General features: G+C 71.9%; 22 protein-coding genes. 3 read left to right on the top strand and 19 right to left on the bottom strand.

Going from position 1 to position 25,514, the window contains the following annotated elements:
- Window positions 1-526 precede the first annotated feature (526 nt).
- From QSK30_RS16260 to QSK30_RS36890, 3 genes are read right to left on the bottom strand one after another with little or no spacing between them, the layout of a single operon-like run.
- Entirely contained in the window at window positions 527-1,090 is a 564-nt protein-coding gene (locus tag QSK30_RS16260) for an HD domain-containing protein (protein ID WP_285503672.1), read from the bottom strand.
- Window positions 1,083-1,763, bottom strand: a complete 681-nt coding sequence (locus tag QSK30_RS16265) for a hypothetical protein (protein WP_285503673.1) — start codon at window positions 1,761-1,763, stop codon at window positions 1,083-1,085. The genes QSK30_RS16260 and QSK30_RS16265 overlap by 8 nt, the downstream gene beginning before the upstream one ends.
- Window positions 1,724-2,203: a helix-turn-helix domain-containing protein gene (locus QSK30_RS36890; protein WP_352231582.1), complete on the bottom strand. Its 480-nt coding sequence runs from the start codon at window positions 2,201-2,203 to the stop codon at window positions 1,724-1,726. The genes QSK30_RS16265 and QSK30_RS36890 overlap by 40 nt, the downstream gene beginning before the upstream one ends.
- Window positions 2,204-2,535: 332 nt before the next feature.
- Between QSK30_RS36890 and QSK30_RS16270 the strand changes: the two genes are divergently transcribed.
- Entirely contained in the window at window positions 2,536-2,979 is a 444-nt protein-coding gene (locus QSK30_RS16270; RefSeq protein ID WP_285503675.1) for a hypothetical protein, read from the top strand.
- Here the strand turns inward: QSK30_RS16270 and QSK30_RS16275 are convergent.
- The 16 genes from QSK30_RS16275 to QSK30_RS16350 form a co-directional block, all read right to left on the bottom strand.
- Window positions 2,939-3,193 (bottom strand): acyl carrier protein, encoded by a 255-nt coding sequence (locus QSK30_RS16275; protein ID WP_285503676.1) that lies wholly within the window; start codon window positions 3,191-3,193, stop codon window positions 2,939-2,941. The genes QSK30_RS16270 and QSK30_RS16275 overlap by 41 nt on opposite strands.
- Complete coding sequence (locus tag QSK30_RS16280; RefSeq protein ID WP_285503677.1) at window positions 3,193-4,389, bottom strand: type III PLP-dependent enzyme domain-containing protein; 1,197 nt, start codon at window positions 4,387-4,389, stop codon at window positions 3,193-3,195. Before QSK30_RS16280 ends, QSK30_RS16275 begins: the two co-directional genes overlap by 1 nt.
- The gene (locus QSK30_RS16285) at window positions 4,382-5,818 is read right to left on the bottom strand and encodes a class I adenylate-forming enzyme family protein (protein WP_285503678.1); all 1,437 of its coding nucleotides are present in this window, start codon (window positions 5,816-5,818) and stop codon (window positions 4,382-4,384) included. The genes QSK30_RS16280 and QSK30_RS16285 overlap by 8 nt, the downstream gene beginning before the upstream one ends.
- Window positions 5,819-5,829: 11 nt before the next feature.
- The gene (locus tag QSK30_RS16290; RefSeq protein WP_285503680.1) at window positions 5,830-6,816 is read right to left on the bottom strand and encodes a 3-oxoacyl-ACP synthase III family protein; all 987 of its coding nucleotides are present in this window, start codon (window positions 6,814-6,816) and stop codon (window positions 5,830-5,832) included.
- Between the two features lie 13 nt (window positions 6,817-6,829).
- Window positions 6,830-7,876, bottom strand: a complete 1,047-nt coding sequence (locus tag QSK30_RS16295) for a MupA/Atu3671 family FMN-dependent luciferase-like monooxygenase (RefSeq protein ID WP_285503823.1) — start codon at window positions 7,874-7,876, stop codon at window positions 6,830-6,832.
- Entirely contained in the window at window positions 7,876-9,099 is a 1,224-nt protein-coding gene (locus tag QSK30_RS16300; RefSeq protein ID WP_285503681.1) for an MFS transporter, read from the bottom strand. Before QSK30_RS16300 ends, QSK30_RS16295 begins: the two co-directional genes overlap by 1 nt.
- 4 nt (window positions 9,100-9,103) lie before the next feature.
- Window positions 9,104-10,639: an amino acid adenylation domain-containing protein gene (locus QSK30_RS16305; protein ID WP_285503683.1), complete on the bottom strand. Its 1,536-nt coding sequence runs from the start codon at window positions 10,637-10,639 to the stop codon at window positions 9,104-9,106.
- Between the two features lie 3 nt (window positions 10,640-10,642).
- A complete protein-coding gene (locus tag QSK30_RS16310) occupies window positions 10,643-11,716 on the bottom strand; it encodes an HAD-IIIC family phosphatase (protein WP_285503684.1) in 1,074 nt (357 codons plus the stop codon).
- Window positions 11,717-11,784: 68 nt separating this feature from the next.
- Entirely contained in the window at window positions 11,785-12,753 is a 969-nt protein-coding gene (locus QSK30_RS16315) for a 3-oxoacyl-[acyl-carrier-protein] synthase III C-terminal domain-containing protein (protein ID WP_285503685.1), read from the bottom strand.
- On the bottom strand, window positions 12,750-13,895 hold the full coding sequence (locus QSK30_RS16320) for an acyl-CoA dehydrogenase family protein (protein ID WP_502871842.1): 1,146 nt from the start codon (window positions 13,893-13,895) through the stop codon (window positions 12,750-12,752). The genes QSK30_RS16315 and QSK30_RS16320 overlap by 4 nt, the downstream gene beginning before the upstream one ends.
- A gap of 163 nt (window positions 13,896-14,058) precedes the next feature.
- Entirely contained in the window at window positions 14,059-14,331 is a 273-nt protein-coding gene (locus QSK30_RS16325; protein ID WP_285503686.1) for an acyl carrier protein, read from the bottom strand.
- On the bottom strand, window positions 14,328-15,221 hold the full coding sequence (locus tag QSK30_RS16330; RefSeq protein WP_285503687.1) for a 3-hydroxyacyl-CoA dehydrogenase family protein: 894 nt from the start codon (window positions 15,219-15,221) through the stop codon (window positions 14,328-14,330). The genes QSK30_RS16325 and QSK30_RS16330 overlap by 4 nt, the downstream gene beginning before the upstream one ends.
- A complete protein-coding gene (locus QSK30_RS16335; protein WP_285503689.1) occupies window positions 15,218-18,622 on the bottom strand; it encodes a thioester reductase domain-containing protein in 3,405 nt (1,134 codons plus the stop codon). The genes QSK30_RS16330 and QSK30_RS16335 overlap by 4 nt, the downstream gene beginning before the upstream one ends.
- Window positions 18,623-18,628: 6 nt before the next feature.
- The gene (locus QSK30_RS16340; protein ID WP_285503691.1) at window positions 18,629-18,955 is read right to left on the bottom strand and encodes an acyl carrier protein; all 327 of its coding nucleotides are present in this window, start codon (window positions 18,953-18,955) and stop codon (window positions 18,629-18,631) included.
- 3 nt (window positions 18,956-18,958) lie between these two features.
- Window positions 18,959-21,796 carry a condensation domain-containing protein gene (locus QSK30_RS16345; protein ID WP_285503693.1) on the bottom strand — a complete coding sequence of 946 codons (2,838 nt, stop codon included), beginning with the start codon at window positions 21,794-21,796 and terminating at the stop codon, window positions 18,959-18,961.
- A complete protein-coding gene (locus QSK30_RS16350; RefSeq protein ID WP_285503694.1) occupies window positions 21,793-23,556 on the bottom strand; it encodes a non-ribosomal peptide synthetase in 1,764 nt (587 codons plus the stop codon). Before QSK30_RS16350 ends, QSK30_RS16345 begins: the two co-directional genes overlap by 4 nt.
- Window positions 23,557-23,948: 392 nt before the next feature.
- Between QSK30_RS16350 and QSK30_RS16355 the strand changes: the two genes are divergently transcribed.
- Both QSK30_RS16355 and QSK30_RS16360 read left to right on the top strand, forming a co-directional pair.
- Window positions 23,949-24,533: a GNAT family N-acetyltransferase gene (locus QSK30_RS16355; protein WP_285503696.1), complete on the top strand. Its 585-nt coding sequence runs from the start codon at window positions 23,949-23,951 to the stop codon at window positions 24,531-24,533.
- Window positions 24,534-24,582: 49 nt separating this feature from the next.
- Entirely contained in the window at window positions 24,583-25,407 is an 825-nt protein-coding gene (locus tag QSK30_RS16360; protein WP_285503697.1) for an O-methyltransferase, read from the top strand.
- Window positions 25,408-25,514 lie beyond the last annotated feature (107 nt).

A 25,514-nucleotide genomic window follows, 5' to 3' on the forward strand; every position in this document is an offset into this window, starting at 1 on the left:
AGAACCGGCCCGCCACCTGGGCGAACAGTTCATCCAACCCGGCCACCCAGGCGTCAAGATCCTCATCAGTCAACACAAGATCGACAACCTACACCACGAAGATCACCAAGTGCGGCTGGAGTACTAGAGCACCGCGGTGGGGAAAAGCGTGGGGAGAAGGGCATCCCCACCACAGGTCAAGTTTAGCGGTGCTCTCCCCCCACACGAAGCGAGTCCACTAGATCGAGCATCCGTAGCGGGACTTACGTTCCAGCGGGGTCGGCCTGTCCGCTGCGGTTTGGTGGGTGGGTGGATCCACGTGAGGTCATCCCCACCACACGGCGAGTTTGGCGGCACTCCTCCCCCACACGAAGCGAGCCCACTAGATCGAGCAACCGTAGCTGGACTTGCGCACCAGCCGGGTCAGGATCCTGTTGCGCACCAGCGGGCTTGGCCTCCGCTGCGGTTGGGCGGGTGGGCGGCGCTACCGGTGGCTTGAGGGCTGCTGCGGCTTGGTGGTGAGCGGTTGCTCCTAGTCGAGGCGAACTTACCGGTCCCGCCAAGCCATGGGCGACAGCGCAAGCGCCGCCTCGGCGACCCGCTGGGCGGTCTCCGTGGTGAGGCCCTTGCGGGCCGAGTCCACCCACCCGTCGATGCGGTGGACGCCGGTGTCGCGGTATTCGAGGGCCTGCAGGAGCATCTCCAGCTTGTCGGCGTCCTTGGCGCACCGGGCTTCCGGAGTTGTCTTGGCCTCGAACTCGTCGACGGCGGCCCGCACAGCGGTTTGTGAAGCGGTGGGCAGGTGCTCGGTCTGATCAGCGGTGATGGCGCGCGGGTCGGGCTTGTCGAGGTAGTCGGTGGCCGTGTGCGGGAGGTCCCCGGTCCGGACCTCCTGCGTGTCGTGCCAGAGCGCCAGGAACGCGGCGCGCTCGGGGTTGGCTCCTTCCTCGGCCGCGATCAGCGCGGCCAACTGGGCCACGCGCGCGGTGTGTTCGGCGACGGACTCCGGATCGCGCACACCCGCGTGCCACCAGCCCGCGCGCCGGATTCGCTTCAGCACCCCCAATTCAAAACCGAACGCCGCCAGCGCGCGCCCCTGCTCCTCACCCATCGCCTTCCCCCGCCATCCGAAGTGCGTAGTGCAAACCAGCCACCTGGTCACGGCCGGCCCTGGTCAGCACATCACTCGCCGAGAGTCGCTCCAGCACTTCGGCCAGCCGGGGCCGGACCGACGACTGCCCAGCCAAGAGACGTGGACGGGAAGCGATCAACGAGTGCGCTGTGTGCAAGTTCAGGGGCAGGTGCGGCGATCCCGGGTCGAGTCGATCGAGCAGGTGCCGCAGCAGTGGCGCACCACTCCACGAGCGGGTGTCAGCCTCGACCATGAAGTCGTCGTCCACCTGCTCCCCGGTGGACTCCCCGATCCAGTGCGCCCAATAGTTCAGGTTCGCGACGCCTGCCCGAGGCTCGGCCATCGCCACGACGAACTCGTGCAGCCTGTCGTTCGCGCCGGTCGACGCGAGCGCCACCGACGCGGACCTCGCCTTAAGGAGATCGGTGATGCCCGCGGTCCGGCGGACGGCGACCGAACGCCATTCGTCGCCCAGCCAGTCGACCACCTGCGGGCGGCGGTCGAACCCGAGCAGGTACACCGCCCGCCGCCGCAGCAGTGCCTCGGCGCCCTGGTGGGTGCGCTCGGCGACCAGCAGGAGGTGGTCGAAGAACCTGGACCGCTCCGCTTCCGTCAGCGACGGTCCGGCGGGGGTCGGACCGCGCCTGGGCACCTGGGGACGAGATCCCGGAGCTGGGCGGGCACGTCACCGGTGACCGGCCAAGTGATCAGGTTGGTGATCGTCTTCCGGTGCACCTTGGCGGCGAGGGGATGCGTATCAGGATCCACCCAAGTGCCTCCGGCGTGCACACCCACCGCGAGGACGAGGTCCGCTTCCACCGCTTCCCGAAGGTGCCGGGCAGTGGACGGTGGTGCGCCGAGCCTGCCCAGGCGACCGCACAACCGAACGAACTCACCCGCGGGGACGGCGGCAAGTGGCCGCCTGCCGGACTCCCACCCCTGAACCGTGGTCACATCCACGGTCAAGCGCTCCGCCAGCGCTTCCTGAGTCAACCCGGTGGACTGGCGCGCCAGCTTCAGCACGAACCCCGACACGACCCCGAAGGCGGGCGCCCCCCGACCAGCGGTCAGGGTTCGTGGTCGAGCCCGCATGGCTGCTCCCCAATAGCCGCTTCTCTGAGCGATCGCACTCGTACCGACGGTCAGTTCCCCAGCCCGCCGACCGATCGTAGCGTGCACTTCATCAACCGGCGAGGCTGCCGTGACCAGCAACAACGTTCAGGAGAGACGGTAGTGGCACCACAGGGCCTGATATTCGTGCGTGGTGACCTCGGGGATCTCGCGAGACTCGCGACCTCCGTGGCCAGAGCGATCGAAGAGGACGCGCTCACCACGGATCTCGTCGACGAGTTCGAGGACGTGTGCGCCACGGCGACGCAGGCGTGCCGCTGGCTAGTCGATCACCTACCACTGGGTAGCTCAAGGTGACCGATCCCCTGCTGTTCCGGCACACGGTAACCACTGCGGGTTTCGTCTTCCGCTGGTGCGTCAAGGGGCTCAGCGAGGACGGGGCACCCATCACGACGATCTTCGATCTGGCAACCGACCGGCGGAGTGTGGTGATGCGGCCTGGGGCCATCGACACCTTTTCGCTGCGGCTATGGTCCGACTCGCTCGAGACCTTGGCCATGGCGTGCGCGACGACAGGTACACACGCCGTCAGCGGTGCCCATCCGCGATGTGGGTCCCGGACGCTCACGATCCGGACCAGTTCCGGGCCCGCGGTCACCTTCACCGCCTCCGTCCCCCAAGCCCGACTATTGATCGCCTATCGAGGCAGGCACCTGTCAGCGATCACCAACGCGGTGGCCGAGATCAACGAGTGCGTCAAGGCGTGGCTGGTGCCTGTGCCGCCATGGCTGCCGTGATGGCTTGCCAGAGGGAGCCGGCTGTGCCGAAGGTCGTGTCGTTGAGGTCTTCGTCCGACAGGGAGACGGCGAAGGTGTCCTCGATGCCGAACAGCAGGTCCAAGGCTCCCATGGAGTCGAGGCCGATGTCGCGCAGGCGGGTGTCCTCGGTCAGCTGGCCGTCGCCCAGCAGGGGCAGGTTGGCGGCCAGTAGCTCGGTGAAGCGGTCGTCCATCAGGGGGTCCTCCGGGTGAGGGTGAGGCGGGATACGTGTGGGGGTTGGTCGCCGTCGATGGCCACTTCCACGGGGCAGGGGTGGCCGAGGAAGGCGATGAGGCTGGCGTAGAGGCCGTAGGCGCCCACGTTGGGGATGGTGACTACGTCGCCGACGGACAGGGGTGGGAGGGGGGCCGTTTTGGACCAGGTGTCCAGTGGGGTGCAGAGGGGGCCGGTGACGATGGTCGGCGTCGTGCCCTGGACCGTGAAGGTGGGGTTGATCGGGGGGAGTCTGCGCAGGCCGGACATGCCGCCGAGGTGGTTGATGCCGGATTCCAGGACCACGACTTCCCTGCCGTGCGAACGTTTCACGTCCAAGACCCGGACGACAAGGGTGCCTGCGGTGCCAACCAGGTGCCTGCCGGACTCGAACGTCACGAACGGCTCACGCGAGCGCCAACCGGGGAGGTGCCCGTCCAGCAGGTCCACCAAGCCCGCACGCAGGCCGGTCAGGTCCGCGGGAGGGCCGGGGCGGGCGAACGGGGCCGCGAAACCGCCGCCGAGGTCGATGACCTCTAAGTCGCCCACGTAAGGCGCCAATGCCTTGGACACCAGGGCGACCGTCTCCAGCGAGCGGGTGAACTGGGCCAGCAGCGCCGCCACCGAGTCAACATTGGTCCCCATGTACAGGTGCAGCCCGGCCACGTGCACACCCGGGCGGTCTCCGAAGTCCTCGGGCGCCGAGACGATCCATCCTGTGTCGGCGCCGAACTGGGAGGCGACACCGGTCATGGCGAGACCTTGGCCCCCAATGGGAACATCGTCGTTGACACGCAACAGGGTCCGGACCGAGGCGTCCACTGAAGAAGCCAAAGTGGACAGTTGATCCAGACCGTGTGGCGAGTCCACACAGAACTCGCGAACTCCGGAAGTCAAAGCGTGCAGGACGTCGTCGTCGCGCTTGCCCGGTCCGGTGTACAGGACCTCCGCGGCCGACCAGCCTGCCACCAAAGCCGCGTCCAGTTCGCCGCGTGAGCACACCTCCGGCGCGACGCCCGCCGCCCTCAAGGTTTCCAGTACGGCGGGGTGCGGGTTGGCCTTCAAGGAGTAGTACAGGCCGGTCGGTGTGGGCAAAGCCGCAGTCAGGCGGGCGACCGACGACCGGACCTCCGCAAGGTCGTAGACATACGCCGGGGTCTCTGGAACGTCAAGCACCGCTCACCTCCGCGAGACGCTTGCGGTCTACCTTTCCGTTGCGGGTCAACGGGAGTGACTCGACGACCACGCAGTGCCGGGGGATCTTGAACTCCTCGATCTCCGCGCGCATGAGCGAGAGCACCTCGGCCGGTGTCGACTCGCCCACCACCGCGAGCAGTGCCGGTCGACCGTCAAGCGGGGGCACCACGGCGGCCAGCTCGACACCGGGCACGCGGCGAGCTGCGGCCTCGACCTCGGCCGCGCTCACCCGGAAGCCGCGCTCCTTGTAGATGTCGTCGAGCCGCCCGACGACATACACATAACCGTCCTCGTCCAGCCAGCCGTGGTCGCCGGTGCGGAGTTCGGGGAACAGGCCCTCGTTACGCGGGAACCGGGCGGCGGTCTGCTCGGGGCGGCGCCAGTAGCCGGACATCACGTTCGGGCCGCGCACCACCAGTTCACCGATCTCCCGCGCTCCCAAGCGATTTCCCGATCCATCCACAGTGAACACCTCGGTCCCGGGCAACGCCAAGCCGCTCGAGCCAGGACGGTCGAGATCGCCGTCCGGGGGCATGATGGTGGCCCGTTTGCACTCGGTGAGGCCGAACATCAGCTGAACCCGCAACCCAGGAATCCCCGCGCGCAGGTCGCGCAACACTTCTGGCGGCATGGCAGCCCCGGTGTTGGTGAGCAGTCGCAGCGGGGGCACTCGGGAGCTGTCGCGGCGCAGGAGCCGGGACAGTGCCTCAGCGACGGAGGGCACCGCGGCGAGCACGGTGGCCTGAGCCGCGACGAGGTTGCGGAGCAGCCCTGGACCGGCGTCGGCGGGCCGCCCGAGCCGAACGTGTGCGCCCACTGCGGCGGCCAGGAACAGTTGGTACATCCCATAATCGAACGACAGCGGCAGCGGGCAGTACACGACGTCCTCGGTCTCGTAGACGAGCACCGAGCGGATCGCCTCGATGGCGAAGCACACCTGCTGCTGGGTGCTCACCACCGCCGACGGGGCACTCGTGGTCCCCGAGGTGTAGATCAGGCACACCGCGTCCACCGGCAGCGGCTCCGGTCCCAGGTCCTCGGGCACCGGTCCCGGTCCGAAGGCCAGGTCGTGCGCCGCCGACCAGGCATCCGCCGCGATCACCAGCGCGGGCTCTGCCTCGTCGAGCACGTGCGCCAACGGCTTGCCGACCACCTGCTCGTGCAACACGCAGAACGCGGCGCCGACCCGGGAGCAGGCGTAGATCAACGCGGCCGTGAGCGGCCCGGACGGTCCGACCGCCACGACCCGGTCACCGCGCCGGACCCCGCTCTCCGCCAGCATCCCCGCCAGCCGCGCGGTCGCGGCGGCGAGCTCGGCGTAGCTGACGGTCTCGGTGTCGGTGGACACCGCCGGTCGGTCGGGCCACCGGCGGGCGGCGGTGAAGACGAGGTCGTGCAGCAGCGACATGACGAGCCCTCCTATCGGCGCCGCAGCGCGGTGATGCCCCAGCTGAACCCGACCCCGCTGGTGGCGAGCAGCACCAGCTCCCCGGGCCGGAGCCGACCCAGGGCGTCCAGATCGGACAGTGCGATGAACGGGTCGCAGCAGCCCATGTGGCCGTAGCGGTCGTAGTTGAACACCGTGCGCTCGTCGGGCAGGTCGAGCGCGCGCAGCAGCCGCTCGTGCATGCGCCGGTCCATCTGGTTGATCAGCAGGTACGCGATGTCCTCGGTCCCCAGCGCCGCAGAAGTTCCGAGCTCCGCTGAATTTCCAAGCGCCGCAAGGGTTTCCGCGACGAGCACGCGGTAGTTGTCCAGGTACACCTTGGCGAGCTTGAGCTGGTTGCCGCGCCGACGGGTCACCACGCGGTCGTCGACGTACTCGCCCACGTAGAAGTCGCACCAGCTCGGGTCGGTCCGCATCCGGGCGCCGAGGAACTCGTACCGCACGTCCTCGGACCCGATCAGCACCGCGCCCGCGCAGTCGCCGGTGTTGAACAGCGACACCGACTCCGGGTCGGTGTAGTCGACCGCGCGGCTGGCCCGTTCACCGAAGAGCACCAGCGCGTACCGCACCCGACCAGCGGAAACAGCGTCGACAGCGGCCTGCAGGGCGGTGGACGACGACGTGCAGAAGTTGACCACCTCGAAGCAGTGCGCGCCGGTGATCCCCAAGGCGTCGGCCACCTTGGCCGACGGCGACCAGCCCGGGTAGTCCCAGTCGCCGCCGCCCGCCATGATCACCTGGCCGATGTCGGCGGTGCCGACCCCGGCGCGGTCGAGCACCTTGCGGGCGACGTCGGCGGCCAGCTCCCAGGCCTCGTCGTAGTCGCCGAAGACCGGGATCTCGGCGCAGTGCGTCCAGGCGAGGATGTCGGGCACCGGGCGCCCGGACAGCTCGTGCATCCGCTCGACCGTCATCCGCTCGGCCGGGAACGCCACGTCGAAGTCGACGATTCCGATCACGGTGGTCCCCCTCTCAGCGGGTCGCGGCGGCGAGTGCAGTGCGAGCGCGCAGGTCATCCAAATAGGACAGTGCGTCGAGGACTGTCCTGGTGGGCAAGCCGAAGTCGACCAGGCACGCGAGCTCGTCGACACCGAGCGCGCGGAACGCGGCGACGGCCGGTTCGAGCTTGTCCACGGTGCCGAGCAGGCCGCCGTTGTCGTAGTAGCGGTCGAACGAGCGGCTGACGATGAAGTCGATGTCCTCTTCGGACAGCGCGGCGATGTCGACCCGGCGCTTCCCGTCGAGCCCGGAGCCCAGCAGCAGCCCGAGGGAGCTGCGCAGGTAGCGGCTCAGCGGGGCGCGCACCTGCTCACGGACCTCGTCGTCGTCCGCCCCGAGGAAGGCGTGCAGCATCAGGACCACGTGCCCGGGCCAGCCGACAGCGGACGCCTCGGCGCGGTACGCGGCGATCTTCTCCGCCAGCTCGGCGGGTTCCTGGCCGAGCAGGTGGGTGAGCACGCCCGCCCCCGCGCGGCCGGCGGCGCGGAAAGTCTCCACTCCCCCGGCGCTGGTCAGCCACACCGGCAGCTCGGGCTGCACCGGCCGCGGGTAGATCTCCAGAGTGCACGACTTCCCATTGCCGTCAACGGTTTCCAGCGCGTCACCTCGCCACAGCGAGCGCACCTGCTGGAGCGTGCGCACCGTGTGCGCACGCCGGTCGGCGTAATGCTCAGGCCGCAGCGCGAAGTCCGTGGCATTCCAGCCGGAGGCGAACGACACCCCGACCCGGCCACCCGACAGGTTGTCCACAACGGACCACTCCTCGGCCACGCGCGCCGGGTGGTGCAGCGGCGCGACGACACTGCCCGCCCGGATCTTCACCCTGGAGGTCACCGCCGCCAGGGCGGCACCGGTCACCGCGGGGTTCGGGTAGCGGCCGCCGAAGGGGTGGAAGTGCCGCTCCGGTGTCCAGACGGCCGTGAAGCCGTGCGTGTCGGCGAAGCGCGCGCCGGACAGCAGCAGCTCGTAGCCGTCGGCGGCGCCGCCCTCGTCACTGAAGTAGAACAGGCTGAAGTCCATCACGGCCTCACAGGGTCGGGGGCCGCGGCGCGGGTGCGCCGGGCCCAGTCGGTGACGGACGGGGCGACCGCGCCCGCCGCGGCGAACAGCACGGCGAACACCAGCCACCCGGCCGCGCCCCAGCGGGTGAGCAGCACCGCGACCAGCACCGGGGTGATCACCTGGCCGAGCTGCGAGGACATCGCGAACAGACCCTGGTACTGGCCCTGGGCGTGCTCGGGGGCCAGCCCGAAGCCCAGCGCCCAGGCGCCGGTGGCGTGCAGCATCTCGCCGAGCACGTGCACCAGCGCGCCGGCGATCAGCAGCGCGACGGTGGCCCAGGTCGGCAGCCCGGCGGACAGCGCGAACAGCCCGCAGCACGCGGCGAGCAGGAACCCGGACGTGCGCAGCGCCCGGGCGCCGCCGGGGACGTCCGAGGCGCCGTCGCTCATCCGGACCTGCAGCAGCACCACCGAGGCGGCGTTGAGGATCACGATCAGCGGGAACAGCCAGGGCGGCGCGCTGGTGTGCTCGGAGATCCAGATCGGCAGCGCCACGACCAACACGCCCGCGTTAGTGATCAGGATCGTGTTGAGCAGGGCCACCACCGCGTACGGCCCGTCGCGCAGCACCGTCCACACCGGACCGTCACCCTCATGCTCGGACGGCGCGACCCTCGGCACGTTGAGATAGGCCAACCCCGACAACGCGAACAGACCGCCCGCGATGAACAGCAACGTCAGGTAGGCGCCCCGGGTGTCGAGGTAGAGCCCCACGGCGCCCGCGCCGGCTCCGGCGACGATGCTGAGGTTGGCCGCCGCCCGCAGGTACGACGACGCCCGCACCCGCTCCTCCGGCGGCAGCAGCCCGGCGATCAGGTGGTTGCTGGAGGCGTCCGTCGCGGTCTCCACGGCGAGCACGAGGGAGCTGACCACCAGCAGCCCGACGAAGTCGCCGACCAGCGGGTACCCGCAGACGAACACCCCGAGCAGGAGCAACAAACCCACGGTGACGTCGCGCGGGCCGTAGCGGTCGGACAGCCGCCCGGCGGGCACCGCCGCGAACAGCCCGATGGCCGCGCCGATGCTCATCGCCAGGCCGACCTGGTCGGCGGCGATGTCTACGGTGCGGGTGAAGTAGAGGACGGCGACCGAGAGCAGGATGCCGTTGGCCGCGGTCTTGGACACGTGGCTCAGGCACAGCGTGCGGATCGGCCCCGCGGGCGGGATGAGGCTCTTGAGCATGGGGTCAGCTTCTCGCGGGGGTCTCGGGGGTGATCAACTCGCGCAGGGCGCGCCGGTCGGTCTTGCCGTTCGCGTTGAGCGGCAACGACTCCAGGTGGTACAGGCGGCGCGGGACCATGTGCAGCGGCAGCCGGGCGCGCAGCCACCGGGTCAGGTCGCGGGCCGGGACGGGCGAGCCGGTGTAGCAGGCCTCCAACCGCGGGTCGGTGTCGCTGCCCGCGACGAGCACCACCGCGGCGCTGATCTCGGGGTGCCGCGCCAGGGCGGTCTCGATGTCGCCCAGCTCGATCCGGTAGCCCCGGATCTTGACCTGGTGGTCGAGCCTGCCCAGGTGCACCAGGTTCCCGTTCTCCCAGCGCACCCGGTCGCCGGTGCGGTAGTAGTGCTTGGGCTCGACCGGCCCGCTGACCGGCACGAACCGGCCGCCGCGCAGGGTCACGAACCGCCCGGCGTTGTCCTCGGGGTCGAGGTACCCGTCGAAGCGCTGGGAACCGCGCACGCACAGCTCGCCGTCCTCGGCCGGGAGCCCGTCGGGGTCGATGACGACGTGGTCGAGGAACCCGTACACCGGTCCGATGGGCACGGTGTCGTTGCTGGTCCCGGGCCAGGTGGCGGAGTCCGCGGGCAGCCGGTACTCGGTGCACGCGACGGTGAGCTCGGTCGGCCCGTAGACGTTGTCGACCGGCGCGTTCGGGGTGACCGCGCGCCAGGCGGCGGCGGTGTGGGCGGGCAACTGCTCGCCGATGAACACGCTGTGCCGCACCCCGGTGGCGAGCCCGGCGGGCAGGGTGCCGAGCTGACCGCCGACGGTGACCACCGAGGGCACCGAGAACCAGTGCGTGATGCCGCGCTCGACCAGGTAGTCCACCGGGCTGAGCAGTTCGGTGCGCTGCGGGCAGACCAGGGTGGCGCCGCCGCCCCAGGTGACGAACAGGTCGAACACCGACGGGTCGAAGGTCAGGTCGAAGGTGTGCGACATGCGCGCGCCGGGGGCCACGGCGTAGCGGTCGATGTTGTGCGCGATGTACGGGGCGAGGTTGCGGTGGCGCACCGGCACGCCCTTGGGACGACCGGTGGAGCCGGAGGTGAACAGGATGTAGGCCACCTCGTCCAACCCCGCCGGGGTGGCCGCCACGTCACCCTCGGCGGTGAGGACATCGTTGTCGGACAGGGCAAGGACAGCGACGGGCGCGTCCGCCAACAACCCCGCGCTGGACTCGTCGGCGAGGAGCACGTCGACTGGCGCCGCGTCGAGGACCTGGCGCAGCCGAGCCGCCGGGAAGCCGGGGTTGAGCGGGATCACCGCCGCTCCCAGGCGTTGCGCGGCCAGGTACCCGGCGAACGCCGTCAGGCTCCGGTTGGCCAGCAGCGCCACCCGAGCGGGCGAGCGGCCGTCGGCGCGCACCACCAACGACGCGACCGCGGCGACCCGGCGTTCCAGCTCACGGTAGGTCAGCACGTGCTCGCCGACCTCCAGCGCGACCGCGTCGGGGTGGCGGGCAGCGGAGTCCGCGAACCACTGGTACAGCGTCTTGGACATGCCTCACCGTCCCTTGTGGAGGGAAAGATCGGGCGCCTGCACGGTCATGGTCGTCGGTGGTTCGTGGCGCTGCGGCACCAGGTGCAGCCGCTCGATGCCCTCGGCGGCGGACAGCGCCGCGCGGCAGTCGCACGCCTGGTCGGTGAACCCGGCGAAGCGGTAGGCGACCTCCATCATCCGATTGCGCTCGGTGCGCCGGAAGTCGGCGACCAGGTGCGCGCCCGCCCGGGCCGCCTGGTCGGCCAGCCAGCGCAGCAGCACGGTCCCGGCACCGAAGGTCACGACGCGGCACGAGGTGGCCAGCAGCTTGAGGTGCCACACCGGGTCGTACTTGGCCAGCAGGATGATGCCGACCGCTCCGTGCGGGCCGAACCGGTCGTCCAACGTGGTCACCAGGACCTCGTGGTCGGGGTCGTCGAGCAGCGCGCGCAGGTCGGCGTCGGAGTAGTGCACGCCGGTGGCGTTCATCTGGCTGGTGCGCAGGGTCAGCTCCTCGACCCGGGCGAGGTCGGCCTCGGTCGCGCGGTGGATGCCCAGCCGCAGGTCGAGGGTGCGCAGGAAGTCCTCGTCGGGGCCGGTGAAGCTCTCCTGCTCGGCCTTGCGGCGGAACCCGGCCTGGTACATCGCGCGCCGGTTGCGGGCGTCGGCGGTGACCGCGGCCGGGGTGAACTCGGGCCGGTCGAGCAGGCCGAGGACGTCGCGCTCGGTGTAGATCCGCACGTCAGGCAGGTGGTGGGCGACCTCGGCGCGCTCGGTGGGGGTGTCGTCGACGAAGGCGATCACGTCGTGGGCGAAGGCGAGCTCCTCGGCGATCGCGCGCACCGAGGCGGACTTCGCGCCCCAGCCGATCCGCGGCAGCACGAAGTAGTCGGCCACGCCGAGCTTCTCCAGCCACGGCCAGGCGTGGTCGTGGTCGTTGCGGCTGGCGACCGACTGCAGGATGCCGCGCTGGTCGAGGGCGACGATGACCTCGCGCACCTCGTCGGCCAGGGTCACCTCGCCGTCCTCGAGCAGCACCCCCGACCACAGGGTGCGGTCGAGGTCCCACACCAGGCACTTGACTGTCTTCACGGTCACTTCGGCATTCACGGTCAGTTCGGCGTTCACGGTCACTCCAGCCTCCACCGGGGTCTCCTCGGCCGTGCTCAGATCCGCCACAGGGTCACCGCCCAGGCCGCGACCGGGCTGTTGTTGAGCACCAGCACGTGGTCGCCCTCGCCCAGCTCGCCCGAGCGGAGCAGCCGGTCGAGGTTGAGCACGACGTCCATCGCGCCGAGGTGTCCGTAGCGGGCCAGGTGGTCGCCGCAGACGGGGTGGATGGGGGTGCCCAGCAGCGCGCCGTAGAACTCGTACGCCGAGGCGGTGACGTTCTGCATGAGCGTCGCGGCCACGTCCTCGGTGACCAGCCCGGCCTCGGCGAGGACCTCCTCGACCATCCGGCCCAGCCGCAGCCGCGAGTGCATCGCCAGCTCGAAGCGGTATCGGTCGGCCGAGCGGCACTCCTCGCGCCACTCGTACCAGGGGGACTGCTTGTAGTCGACGCCGAACAGGTCGTGGAACCCGCCGTCGGTCTCCATCCGGTGCGCGACCAGCTCGGGCCGGCCACCGCGCACCACGGTCATCGCGTACGCGCCGTCGCCGATCACGGTGACCGGGTGGCGCACCCGGTCGATCGCGGTGGGCCTGCTCGCGTGGGTGATCACCACGCTCCGCCGGGCGGGCTGGGCGATCAACAGGTCCCGCGCCAACGCCCACGCCGCGCTGGAACCGGTGCAGCCCAAGCCGTCCACGGTGAAGGCGAACGCCGAGGGCAGCTTCGCCTCGGCCTGCACGTGGCACACGTCCGAGCCCAGCAGCGTCTCCGGCGCCCGCGGGCCGACCATCAGCAGCAGGTCAGGCTCAAGACCGCCGTCGCTCAGCAGCTCCCGACAAGCCCGCGCCGCCAGGTCCACAGTGGACTGGTCGTCGAACACGCCGACGGTCTCGATGCCGCAGGAGAGCGCGAACTCGGCCTCCTCGGCGTCGAGCAGCCCGACCTCGGGCAGGTCGGCGACCCGGTCCAGCCGCTCGGGCAGCACGCAGGCGATCGCGCCGATGCCGATGCCCGCGCTCACGACCACACCGCCAGGGCGTGGTCGGCCAGCAGCAGCTGACCGATCTCGGTGCTGCCCTCGATGATCTCCATCAGCTTGGCGTCGCGGTGCGCGCGGGCCACCGGGTGCCCGTCGCGGGCCCCGGCCGAGGCGAGCACCTGCACCGCCGAGGCCGCCCCGCGCACGGCGGCGCCCGCGGCGAAGTGCTTGGCGGTGACGGCCGCGCTCACGTGCTCCGGCCCACCGGCGTCGCGACCGCGCGCCGCCTCCGCGCACAGCGCGGTCGCCGCCCGCTCGGCCACGTGCAGCTCGGCGAGGTGCCGGGCGACGAGCTGGTGGTCGGCCAGCGGCCTGCCGAACTGCTGCCGGGTCCGGGCGTGCCGGGTGGTCTCGGCCAGGCAGCCGCGCAGGATGCCCACGCAGCCCCAGGCGACCGAGAGCCGCCCGTAGGTCAGCGCGGAGGTGACCAGCCACTCCAACGGGAGACCCGCGCCCGCGAGCACGTGGTCGGCGGGCAGCCGGACGCCGTCGAGCAGCACGTCGGCGTGGCCGGCCGCGCGGCAGCCCAGCGGGTCGGGAACCCGGGTGACGGTGACGCCGGGGGCGTCGGTGGGGACCAGGACCGCGCCCGCGCCCTCGCCGACCCGGCCGAAGACAACGAGCAGGTCGGCGTAGGCGGCGCCGGTGACCCACACCTTCTGGCCGGTGACGACCACGCTGTCGCCCTCGGTCTCGATCCGGGTGGCCATGCCGGAGAGGTCACTGCCCGCGCCGGGCTCGCTGAAGGCGACCCCGGCGGTCTCGCCCGCGGTGAGCCTGCCCAGGTACTCCGCGCGCTGGGCGTCGTCGCCGAAGCGCTCGACGGTCCAGGCGGCCATGCCCTGGGAGGTCATCAGGCTGCGGGTCGAGGAGCACAGCGCGCCGACGTGCGCGGTCAGCTCACCGGCGTCCACATTGGACAAACCGAGTCCGCCGTGGGCGGCGGGCGCCTGCGCGCACAGCACACCCGCCCGGCCCAGCTCGCGCACGATCTCGCGCGGGATGTGCCCGTCGAGGTCCCATGCCCCGGCCTGGTCCCCGATCAGCTCGGTGACCAGCCCGGCCAGGTCCGCCGCGTCGGCTCCGGGCCAGGCGGGCTCGGGGGCCAGATCGACGGTGCGCACCCCGACGATCTCCACCGCGGCGATCTCTTGGTCGGCGAAGTCCGGCGCGGCAAAGCCCGGTGCGGAGTTCCCCGGTGCAGGGTTTTCGGGTGCGGTGTTTTCCGGTGCGGTGTTTTCCGGTCCAGTGTTTTCCGGTGCGGCGGCGGGGTCGGCGGTGGCCTGGTCAGGCACCGGGGGCCTCGCTCAGCCGCAGCACCAGCGCGGTCATCGCCTCGACCGTGCGGAAGTTGTCCAGCCGCAGGTCGGGGCCGCCGATGGTGACGCCGAACGCCTTCTCCACGTGCACCACCAGCTCGAGGGCGAACAGCGAGGACACCATGCCCGCCTCGAACAGGTCGACGTCCGGCGCGACCGCGGACTTGATCCGCCGCTCCAGGAAGGCGAGCAGGTTCTCGCTGACGCTCTCCCGAGTGGGCTGGGTTGCCTGGGCGCTCACCGCGCACCTCCATGTTCGACTGCGTTACGTCCGACGGAGCTGGGTCCACCGGAGCTGTACTCGAAGAAGCCGCGACCGGTCTTGCGGCCGTGGTCGCCTGCCTTGACCTTGGCCACCAGCAGCTCGCAGGGCCGGTAGCCCTCGTCGCCGGTGCGGTCGAGCAGCACGTGCAGCGAGTCGACGACGTTGTCGAGCCCGATCAGGTCCGCGGTGCCCAGCGGCCCGGTGGTGTGGCCGAGGCAGCCGGTGAACAGCGCGTCCACCTCGGCCGGGGCCGCGACGCCGTCCTGCACGATCCGGGCCGCCTCGTTGATCATCCGCTGCAGCACCCGGTTGATCACGAAGCCGGGGCCGTCGCCGACCACCACGGTCTTCTTGCCCAGCAGGGTGAGCAGGTCGAGCACCACGACCAGGGCCGCGTCGCCGGTGCGCGGGCCGCGCACGACCTCGACCATCTCGACCAGGTAGGGCGGGTTCATGAAGTGCACGCCGAGGAAGTCCGCGGGCCGGGCCAGCGCCTCGGCGAGCTCGTCGACCGGCACCGCCGAGGTGTTGGTGACGATCGGCGTCCCCGGCGCCACCACGCCGCTGACCTGGGTGAGCACGCGGACCTTGCGGTCGGGGTGCTCGGTGACCGACTCGACCACCGCGGTGGCCGGGGCGATCGCCGCGAGGTCGGTGCTGGTGACCAGCCCGGCGGCCTCGACCTCGCGCGGCAGCCTGCCCATCAGCCTGCCCAGCCGGAGCTGCTGGTCCACCCGCTCCCGGGCTGCGGTGAGGACGTCCTCGTCGAGGTCGACCAGGATCACCGGGACGCCGCGGCCGATGGCGAGGGTCGCGATGCCCGCCCCCATCACCCCCGCGCCCAGGATGGCCAGTGTGTGCGTCATACCGTCTCTCCCGTGCTGATCAGGTCGTCGGCGGCGAGCTCGGGCAGCAGGGCGGCGAACATCGGCTCGACGCGGGCCAGGTACCGCAGGCCGGCGCGGAGCATCGCGCCGTCGATCCCCGGGTCGAACCCGTTGCGCCGCAGCCAGGGCTGCCACCCGGTGGCCTGCAACGGCGGGTCGGTGGCGGCGTTGCCCTCGATCTCCAGCAGGGCCGCGGTGGACAGGATCGCGTTGTCCGAGCCGAGCGCGCGCTCGCGGACGCGTTCCTGCCAGCGGGCCAGCGGCAGCGGCTCGGTGGGCAGGCCCGCCTCGGCGAGCAGGGCGAACATCTCGCGCAGCCCCAGCAGCTTCTCGCCGACCAGGTGGTAGACCCGACCGACCGAGCCCTTGGACATCGCCAGGTCCACCACGGCCTTGGCGACCAGGTCGACCGGGGCCAGGTCGTGCGTGCGGTCGTCGACCGGGTGCGCGCCGACGGCGACCCCGGCGGCGAGCACGAAGTAGATCAGGTCCTTGGTGTTGCCCGCGCCGGTCTCCGACGAGGACATGATCAGGCCGGGCCGGAAGACGCGCACCCGCATGCCGTCCTCGCCCGCCCGGTCGAGCAGCCGCTCGCCGACCCACTTGCTGACGCCGTAGCCGCCCAGGCGCGGATCGAGGGGTTGGTCGCGGGTCTCCAGGATCCGGTCGGCACCCGCGGCGGGCGCGGTCGCGGCGGCCGTCGAGACGTAGCTGAAGTCGCGGATCCCGTTGGCGCGCGCCCAGTTGAGCAGGTCCACCATCGGCAGCACGTTGTCCTCGCGGACGGTGCGGTAGGGCTCGGTGAACACCACCCGGGAGGCGCAGTGCAGCACGTGGCCGACCTTCTCGACCAGCTCTCCACCGCGATAGGACTGTCCGATGTGGAGGATGTCGCGCAGGTCGCCGGGCACGACCGACACCCGCGTCGGGTCCGGCGCCGGTAGCAGGAACTTTGCCGCGGCGGCGTCGAGGCGGGCACGGCCCTCGGCCTCGTCGGCGGCGCGGACCAGGCAGTAGACCCGCATTGGCGTCCGGGACAGCAGTTCGTGCAGCAAGAACGCACCGAGGTATCCGGTGGCGCCGGTCAGCAGGATGTCGCGACCGCGCGCGGTGACCTGGGCGACCGGGCCGAGCTTGATGGCCAGGTCGGCGTCGACCAGGCCGTCGTCGGCGTGGTCCATCTCGTCGGCGCGGGGGCCCGCGTCGGGGTCGGCGCGCAGGGTGCGGACCAGTTCGGCGATGCGGCGCGGGGTCGCCTGACCGCCGCCCGCGCGGTGGACGTTGACGAGCACGTCGAAGCGCTCCTGCAGCTCCAGCACGAGTTGCACGCCCAACAGCGAGGTTCCGCCGTCGTCGGCGAACGCGGTGTCCAAAGTGGTCCCCGGACGGTCGAACAGGTCCTTCCAGATCGCGAGCACCTGCTCCTCGACCGAGTCCGTGGCCTCGTCGGCGGGCTTGGCCCGCGGCGCGCCGAGATCGGCCATCGACACACCGTCGAGAGCCCAGTAGCGCTTGCGGCTGAACGGGTATGTCGGCAGCGACACCCGTCGTCCACGTCCGCCGGAGAGCGCCTCCCAGTCGACCGGGACGCCGTGCAGCCAGGCCGCGGTCAGCGCGGCGTCGAGCAACTCGGCCGGGTCACCGGTCGCGGGGACAGCATGCCCGATACCGTCCACAGTGGAGCCGATGGTGATCGGGAACCAGTCCGGTCCGGTACGCGCGGAGGTGTCGAACTCCGCACCGGGCAGGGCGACCTTGAGCCCGGCCAGCAACGCCGCCGGGGCCGTGTCGTCGGCCACCACTACCGCGCGCCGCACACCGGCGCGCTGGGTCTTGGCGAAGGGCGGGCGCGGCAGCCGCAACGCGGCGGCGAGCCGGTCGGCCGGGGCGGTGATCACCCGCCGCTCGTCGAACCCGTGCCGCCCGACGCGCAGGGTGTGCGCGAGGTCGGCGACCGGGGCGTCACCGCGCTCGACGTCTTCGGCCAGGGCGGTCGACAGCGCGTCCAGCTCGACCCGCGTCTTGGCCGAGAGCACCAGCCGCACCTGCTCGCGGTGTGGCGCGGCGGCCCGGGTGGGCGCGGGCGGCGGGGCGAGCACGGCGGCGGCGTTGCCCCCGCCCATGCCGATGGAGTTGACCAGCACGTGCCGGTCCTCGTCCGCGCACAGCCGCCCGGTGGTGGTGATGTAGAACGGGCTCTCCGCCAGCAGGTCCGGGTCGCGCGGCCGCTCGTAGGTCGGGTGCGGCGGCAGCGACCCGGTGCGCGCGACGTGCACGGCCTTGAGGAAGCTCGCGATGCTCGACGCCGGGCCGGTGTGCCCGATGTTCGCCTTCACCGACCCCAGCGCGCAGTACCCGGTCGCGGCGGTGCCCGTGCGCAGGGCGGTGGTCAGCGCCGCCAGCTCCACGTGGTCGCCCAACGGGGTCGCGGTGCCGTGCGCCTCGGCGTAGCGCAGCAGGTCCGGCGGCACGTCGGCGACCCGCAGCGCGGCCGCCACGACGTCAGCCACCCCGGCGGGACTGGGCGCGGCGAACCCGGCCTTGAGTGAGCCGTCGTTGCCGACCGCGGTACCGCGCAGCACCGCCAGGATCGGATCACCGTCGGCGAGCGCGTCGGAGAGCCTGCGCAACGCGACCACGCCGACGCCGGAGCTGTAGGTGGTGCCGCTGGAACGGGCGTCGAACGAACGGCAGTAGCCGTCCTCGGACTGCCCGTCGTCGGGCTTGTAGAGGTAGCCGCGCACCGGTTCCAGCACGGTAGCGCCACCCGCCAGGGCGATGTCGCACTCCCCGGAGAGCAGGCTCAGGGTCGCGTAGTGCACGGCGTAGAGCGAGGACGAGCACGCCGTCTGCACGCTCACCGCCGGTCCGCGCAGGCCCAGCTTGTAGGCCACCCGGGAGGTCAGGAAGTCCGGCTCGCCGCCCAGGGTCAGGTCCAGGTCGTCGACCGCGTCGGCCAGCCCGACCCGGGCGATCGCCAGCGCCAGCATCGCCGCCGAGTAGGTGCCCGCCGCGCTCCCGGCGAAGACGCCGACCAGCGGGCCGTCCGGGGTGGGCGGGTGCCCGGCCGACTCCAGCGCCGCCCAGCAGGACTCCAGGAAGATCCGCTGCTGCGGGTCCATCTGCCGGGCCTCGCGGGCGGTGTAGCCGAAGAACTCCGCGGCGAAGCCGTCGACACCGGGCAGGGTGGTGCCCAGGCGCACGTACCCGGGCCTGCGCACCCGCTCCTCGGGCACGCCCGCGGCGAGCAGCTGCTCGTCGGAGAGCTCGCGCATCGACACCGCGCCCGCGTCGATGTTGGCCCAGAACTGGGCCGGGGTCCAGGCGTCCGGGAAGCGGCAGCCCGCGCCGACCACGGCGATGTCGGTCTCGGAGGACATCGGCGGCTACTCCGCGCCCGCGACGGCGGACGCGCGCCGGGACCGGCCCAGCAGCCTGCCCCGCTCGGTGGCGCCGGTCTCGGCGGGCTCGGGGGTCGCGCCGCCGCCGAGCAGGGCGGCCTGGGCGCGGACCGTGGCGTGGGCGAACAGGTCCGACATCTTCACGACCTGGCCGGTGGCCTCGTGCAGCTGCTCCCACAGCATCACCAGCAGCAGCGAGTTGCCGCCCGCCTCCAGGAAGTTGGTGTCCAGCGGCACGGCCTCCGCGCTGTCCTCGTCGAGCACGTCGGCCCACGCCGCGCGCACCGCCAGCAGCAGCTCGTCCTCTGACATCTCCTAGCCCACCGTTTCTTTTGTGCTCAAGGGATTCAGGTCGCTCAAGGGTTTGTTGTCGAGGTCGGGGCCGAGCCCGGCGGCGGTGGCGACCAAGGCGCGCAGCAGGGACTCGGCGGTGTCGCGGTCGAACAGGCCGACCGCGTAGGCGAGGTCGAGCACCAGCCGGTCACCGCGCTCGGCGGCCGTCAGCTCTAGCTCGTACTTGACGTGCAAGGGATCCAGCGGCAGGAGCGTCCCGGCCGGCGGTGGCGCGGAGTCGTCGACCGCGAGGTAGACCGGGGTCAACGGCGGTCGGCTCAAGCCGCGATCGGGGTGCAGAGCGGCAACCACGGCGTCATAAGAGGCATCTGCGTGCCGGTAGCTGATTGCGCCACTCTCGCGCACCCTGGCTAAGAGCTCCCGCCAGGTCGGTTCACCGCGCAGGTCGACTCTTACGACGAGTGTGTTGACCTGCATCGCGACCACGGGCGTGTCATCTTCGCGGGCACTCCAAGGGAAGGCGAAGAGGAAGTCCCGATGGTCCCCGCGTCGGGCGAGGGTGACGGCCAAGAGGGCAGCGGTCAGCAGGAACATGCCGCACGCGAACTCTTCGGCGGCCGCGCGCAGGGGCGCCAGCGAGACACTCGCGCTGACCCGGTCCGCAAGGGTCTCCTGGACCTCGGGACGGGGGCGGTCATGCGGGAGATCGACATCCACCGGCGCGCCCCTAAGCCACTCGATGAGTTCGGCGGCGTCGGTGGACTCGTCGCGGACGGCGCTCGGGTGCACGACCTCCGGCACATCGCCGCCGAGGATGTGGCGCAGGAGCAGGCCGCGGGACCAGCCGTCAGCGACGATGTGGTGCGCGACCAGGACCAGCAGCACCCGGCCCGGCGCGGTGATGATCTCGGCGCGCGCGGGCGGACCCGCGGCGAGGTCGACCGGTGTCCAGCACAGCGCGGCGACGTGGTCACGAAGCAGCTCAGGCAACCAGTCGCGGGCGTCGGTGAGCGTGCTCGCGGCCGGGTCGCCGTCGGTGCGGTAGGTGACCGCGCGCTGCTTGCGGTCGAGCCGGAACCGGGACCGCAGCGCCGGGTGGTGGGCCAGCACCCGGTCGACGGTGGCCTTCAGCGCGGTGGTGTCGGTGTCGGCGGGCAGTTCGAGGACCGTGGGCAGCAGGTAGGCCGAGCGCAGGGTCGGGATCCGGTCGAGGAACCAGAACCGTTGCTGCGCCGACGAAGCACGCCACTCGGACGCTTCAGTGTCCACTGTGGATTTTGGGCGGCGGGGCGCGGCGGCCAGAAGCGCGGCGAGGCCCGGTACCGTCGGGTCGGCGAGGAAGTCGCGCGGGGACACCGCGACGCCGTGTCGCCTGCCCGCGGCGGCCAGCATGGTCACCGCGAGCAGCGAGTGCCCGCCGAGGGCGAAGAAGTTCGATTGCGGGGTCACCGCGCGGCCTAGCCCGGCCAGCGCCTCGGTGAACAGCGCCACCGCGTCCGGCACCCGCTCCGCCGCCACCGGCCGGTCGACGGGCGCCCGCCGCACCGGCGCCGCCCGGCCGGGCAGCGCGGTCAGCTCGAGGCTGTCCAGCGGCCGGTCCGGATCAGCCACGACGGCGGCCAGCACCACCAGGTAGTCCACGATCACGCCCGCGCACACCGACTCCGGGTAGCGGTCGGTGTCGTACTCGACCGTGCCGATCACACCGTCGGGGGTCTCCTCGACCATGAGCAGCAGGTCGAACTTGGCCGTGCCGGTGTCGAGCACCCGCGGCGGCTCCCAGCGCTCCGCCACCCGGGCGGGCCAGTTCTGCAGCGCGAAGCAGACCTCGACCAGCCTGCCGTGCCCCTCCGGGCGAATCGCCGCCACCGCCGAGGTGAGCCGGTCGAACGGGATTCCTTGATAGGTGAGCGATCGGTAGCCCTCAGCGCGCGCGGCCGCACACAACTGCCGGAACCCCTGGGACAGGTCCACCTGACAGCGCAGCGGCACCGTGTTGACGAAGAACCCGACGAGGTCCTCCACCTCCGGCCGCGCCCGGTTCGCCGTCACCGCGCCCAGCACGAACCCCGAGCGGCCCGACCACCGGGCCACTACCGCTTGCAACGCCGCGCTGAGCACCACGAACGGTGTCGCCCGCAGCTCCCGCGCCAGCCCCAGCACCCCAGCCCACAGCGGCGCCGGTATTGGGAACGCCTGCTGCCTGCCCGGCCGGGATCCCTCAGGGGCGGTCTCCCCCGCGCGGCCACCGGCGAGCAGCAGCCCACCGGGCTCGTCCGCCAACACGGCCGCACGTGCCGCGCACGCCCGCGCATCGAAGTCCGCGCGATCCTGAGCCGCGAAGTCCTTGTACTGCAAGGGAAGTTCAGGAAGTTCGGGCGAGCGGCCGACAACGGCGGCGGCGTAGGCCTCGGCCAGGTCGGCCTGCAACACCGCCAGCGACCAGCCGTCGATCGCGATGTGGTGCACGGTGATCAGCACCAGGTCGCCCCCGGCGACGCCGACCCACGCCGTGGCGCGCAGCACCGGCCCGGCGGCCAGGTCGAACGGCATCCGCGACCGCGCCGCGATCCCGGCGTCCACATCGGACAGATCGGTGACCACCTCGACCGGCACCGGCGCGGGCTCGCGCACCCGCTGCACCGGCTGGTCGCCGTCGAGGTGGTAGGTCGTGCGCAGCACCTCGTGCCGGGCCAGCACCGCCGTCAGCGCCACGCCGAGCGCCACCGGGTCGACCCGGCCGCGCCAGCGCACCAGCAGCGGCACCGCGTACACCGCCGAACCCGGCGCGGCCTGGTCGACCAGCCACAGCCGCTCCTGGGCGAACGACACCGGCGCCCCCGCGCGCACCCGGCTCACAGCGCGGTCACCCCGGCGGGCAGCGCCCGGGCGAACGCGCCGAGCGAGTCGGCGAGCAGCACGTCGGCGGGCTCGACCGGCACCCCCCGCTGCCGCAGCCGGGTGGCCACCTGGACCGCGCTGATCGAGTTGCCGCCCAGGTCGAGGAACCCGTCACCGGCGGCCACCCGCGGCACGCCCAGCACCTCGCGCCAGATCTCGCGCGACACCTCGCCATCGGGTCCGAGGTCCTCGTCCGCGCTCGTCGCCGGGGCGTCCAGCAGCGCCAACAGCCCCGCCCGGTCGAGCTTGCCGGTCGACCCGTAGGCCAGTTCGCCGAGCACCACCCACCGGGCGGGCACCATGTACCCGGGCAGCCGCTGCCGCAGGTTCGCCACCAGCGCCTCGGTGAACCCCTCCTCGGCCACGCCCGCCGGCAGCACGAACCCGGCCAGCAGCGCCTCCGCGCCCTCGCCGACCCGCTCGACCACCGCGGTGTCGCACATCCCGGTGGCCATGACCGCCTGCTCGACCTCGTCTAGCTCGATCCGGAACCCGCGCAGCTTCACCTGCCGGTCGCGCCTGCCCAGCACCTCCAGCGCCCCCGACGGCAACAGCCGGGCCAGGTCGCCGGTGCGGTAGAGCCGCGCACCCGTCGCCGGGTCCCGCACGAAGCGCCGTTCGGTCAGCTCGGGGAGCCCCAGGTACCCCAGCGCCACCCCCGGCCCACCCACGCACAGCTCCCCCGACTCCCCCGGCGCGACCGGCGCCAGGTCCTCGTCGAGAACATGCAACGCGGTGTCCTGCAACGGGAAGCCCACCGGCACTCGTTCCACCGCGGCCAGCGACTCCAGAGTGCAGTCGAACGCGGCGGCGAAGGTCGTCGTCTCGGTCGGGCCGTAGCCGTTGACCAGCCGTCGGGGCGGCGCGCCGGACTCCAGCACGCGCCGCGCGGCGCCGAGGTCGAGCTGCTCACCGCCGACGACCAGGTTCGACACACCGTCGAAGGCGTCCGGGCGCTCGCGGGCCACGGTGTGGAACAGCGAGGTGGTCAGGAACATCGTGTGCACCCCCTCGCGGCGCACCACGGCGGCCCAGTCGTCGATGGTCAGCTCCAGCACCGAGGGCAGCACCACCACCTCGCCGCCCGCGACCAGCGCGCCCCAGATCTCGAACGTCGTCGCGTCGAACGCCGGGTTCGCCCCGTTCGCGCAGCGGTCGCCGGGCCCGACCACGCAGTAGTGCGCCCTGGTCACCAGCCGCACGACCGCGCGGTGCGGCACGACGACGCCCTTCGGGGTGCCGGTCGAGCCGGAGGTGTACATGACGTAGCAGGGCCGGTCGCCGCCGGTCTCCGCGCAGGTCAGGTCCGAGGTCACCGGCACCGACGGCAATGGCGCGCACGCCACGCCCACGGGCAGCCGGACCGCCGACGGGCCGTTCTCCGGGGTGAGCACCAGCCGGGCGCCGGAGTCCGCCAGCACGGTGGCCACCCGACCGGCTGGGGCGTGCGTGTCCAGCGGCAGGTACGCCGCCCCGGACCGCAGCACACCGAGCAGGGCCACGACCAGGTCCACCGAGCGGCCGATCCCGACCGCCACCACGTCACCGGCGCCGATCCCCCGCTCGGCCAGCAGCGCGGCCACCCACCCGGCGCGCTCCCACAGCCCGGCGTAGTCGAGCACCGCGCCGGTCGACGGGTCGCTCACCGCCGCCGCCGTCGGCCGCCCGGTCACCCACCGGTGGACCAACCCGTGCACCCCAGGGCCGACCAGCGCCACAACCCCACCCCCAACGAAGAAAACAGCACACACGGAAATACCTGAAAAGGAATACCGACCGCGGAAATCGCGAAAGACACCCGACGAAAAAGACCAACGCCCCCAAGCGGACCGGTCCGCATTGACCTGACCTGTCCACAAGCTAGACGAGGCGTGGACGGCCACACCATGCGCCGATCGGGTGACCGGCATTCGAGGGATGATCACCCCCGGCAGTTGTCCGCATTCCAACCGCCGGCCGATCTTGCGCCACCACCAGCGGCTCGCTATCGTGCGTCCGGTCCACCGGGGAATCAACAGTGGACAGAATCAACAGTGGCCAGTGGCACAATCGTCGAACGCAATGCACCGGTTCGACCCGGCTGGGAAAGTGGGAAAAGCAGCACATGGTAGTGGAATCCGATGACCGCGGCCCCGCGACGTCGTTCCGACTCTTCGCCCACCCCCTACCGGCGGGCGAGCTGCGGCTGCTGGCCCCCTACGACGCCCCTGCCTTCCTTGCGCTGATCGACGGCGAGCGGGAACACTTCGAGCCCTGGTTGCCCTGGGCCAGGGAGCTGCGCACGGTGGCCGACGCCGCCGGGTTCATCGCCAGGGGCACCCAGCGCTACGCCGACTGCGGCGCGCCCTGGGTAGGGGTGTGGTCGGGTGGCGCGCTGGTCGGCGGCGTGCTGTTCTGGCCGCTGGACGAGATGGGCAACCACATCGAGCTGGGCTACTGGCTCGCCCGCGCCGCGGGTGGCCGCGGCCTGATGACCGACGCGGTCGCCACCCTCGTCGACTACTGCTTCGCGGAATTACGACTCAACAAAGTCGTCATCCGCTGCGCCGCGACGAACCTGCCGAGCCGGGGTGTGCCCGAACGACTCGGATTCACCACCGAGGGTGTGCTCCGCGAACACTTCATCCTCGACGGGACACCACTCGACCTGGTCTTCTACGGAATGCTGCGCAGCGAGTGGAAGAACCCGCGCTGACATTCCCGCGCCCGTGATATCCGCCCCCATTTACCTGCGAGGTCATGCGATGAGCGTCCCCGCCCTGCCCACCGACCGCTTCGCCGACGCCGTCGCCGGACTGCGCGTCCCCGGCATGGGCACCGAGGCGGTCGCGCCGCTGCTGGCCGGGCTGGTGCGCTTCGCCCGGCCGCGCACCGTGCTGGAGGTCGGCATGGGCTACACCACGCCGTTCCTGGCGGCCGCGCTCGCCGAGACCCAGGCCCAGGTCCGCGCCGAGTCCGCGGCGCTGGCCGAGAAGAACCGCGGCTACCTCGACGGCGACACGCCCTTCGACGAGACCTGGCTCTACGCCGAGCCGCCGCTGCTGACCCCGGCGTTCTACCTGGAGCCCTACACCACCCGGCTGGTGGCCGTGGACAACCTCTCGATCGCCGAGTCGTCGGCGCCGCGGGTGCTCGAGGTGCTGCGCGAGCTGGGCCTGGACCAGCAGGTCACCGTCGTCAACGCCGACCTGCGCGAGTGCCGCGAGCTGCTGCCCGCCGACTTCGCCCCGATCGACCTGGCCTGGGTCGACGCCTGGGAGTGCCTGTTCTTCTTCGACCACTTCTGGGACCTGATCAACCCCGACGGCGGCCTGGTCGTCATGCACTACCTGATGACCTACCCCGAGGGCGAGGCCATCCTGGACTACATCGCCAAGGTGCAGCGGGCCCGCCCCGGCGAGCTGGAGGTGGTCAACCTGCTCGAACCGCACAAGCTCGCCCAGAACAGCCTCACCATCCTGCGCCGCACGACCGCGGGCAAGGCCCCCTCGCACGCCGACCCGGGCGGGCGGCTGCGCTACGACGGCCCGCTGCGCGACGCCGCCGCCACCCACCTCGACCTGCCCTGACCGGCACGTGATCCGCCTGGTCGCCGGGCGCGCGGACGTCGAGCCGCGCGCGCCGGGTCACGCTCGGGCTCGTCGTCCACGCGGGCGGTGCGTTCCGGACGCACCGG

The sequence above is a fragment of the Actinokineospora sp. NBRC 105648 genome, from assembly GCF_030269645.1.
In the GTDB taxonomy this organism is placed as follows: Bacteria; Actinomycetota; Actinomycetes; order Mycobacteriales; family Pseudonocardiaceae; genus Actinokineospora.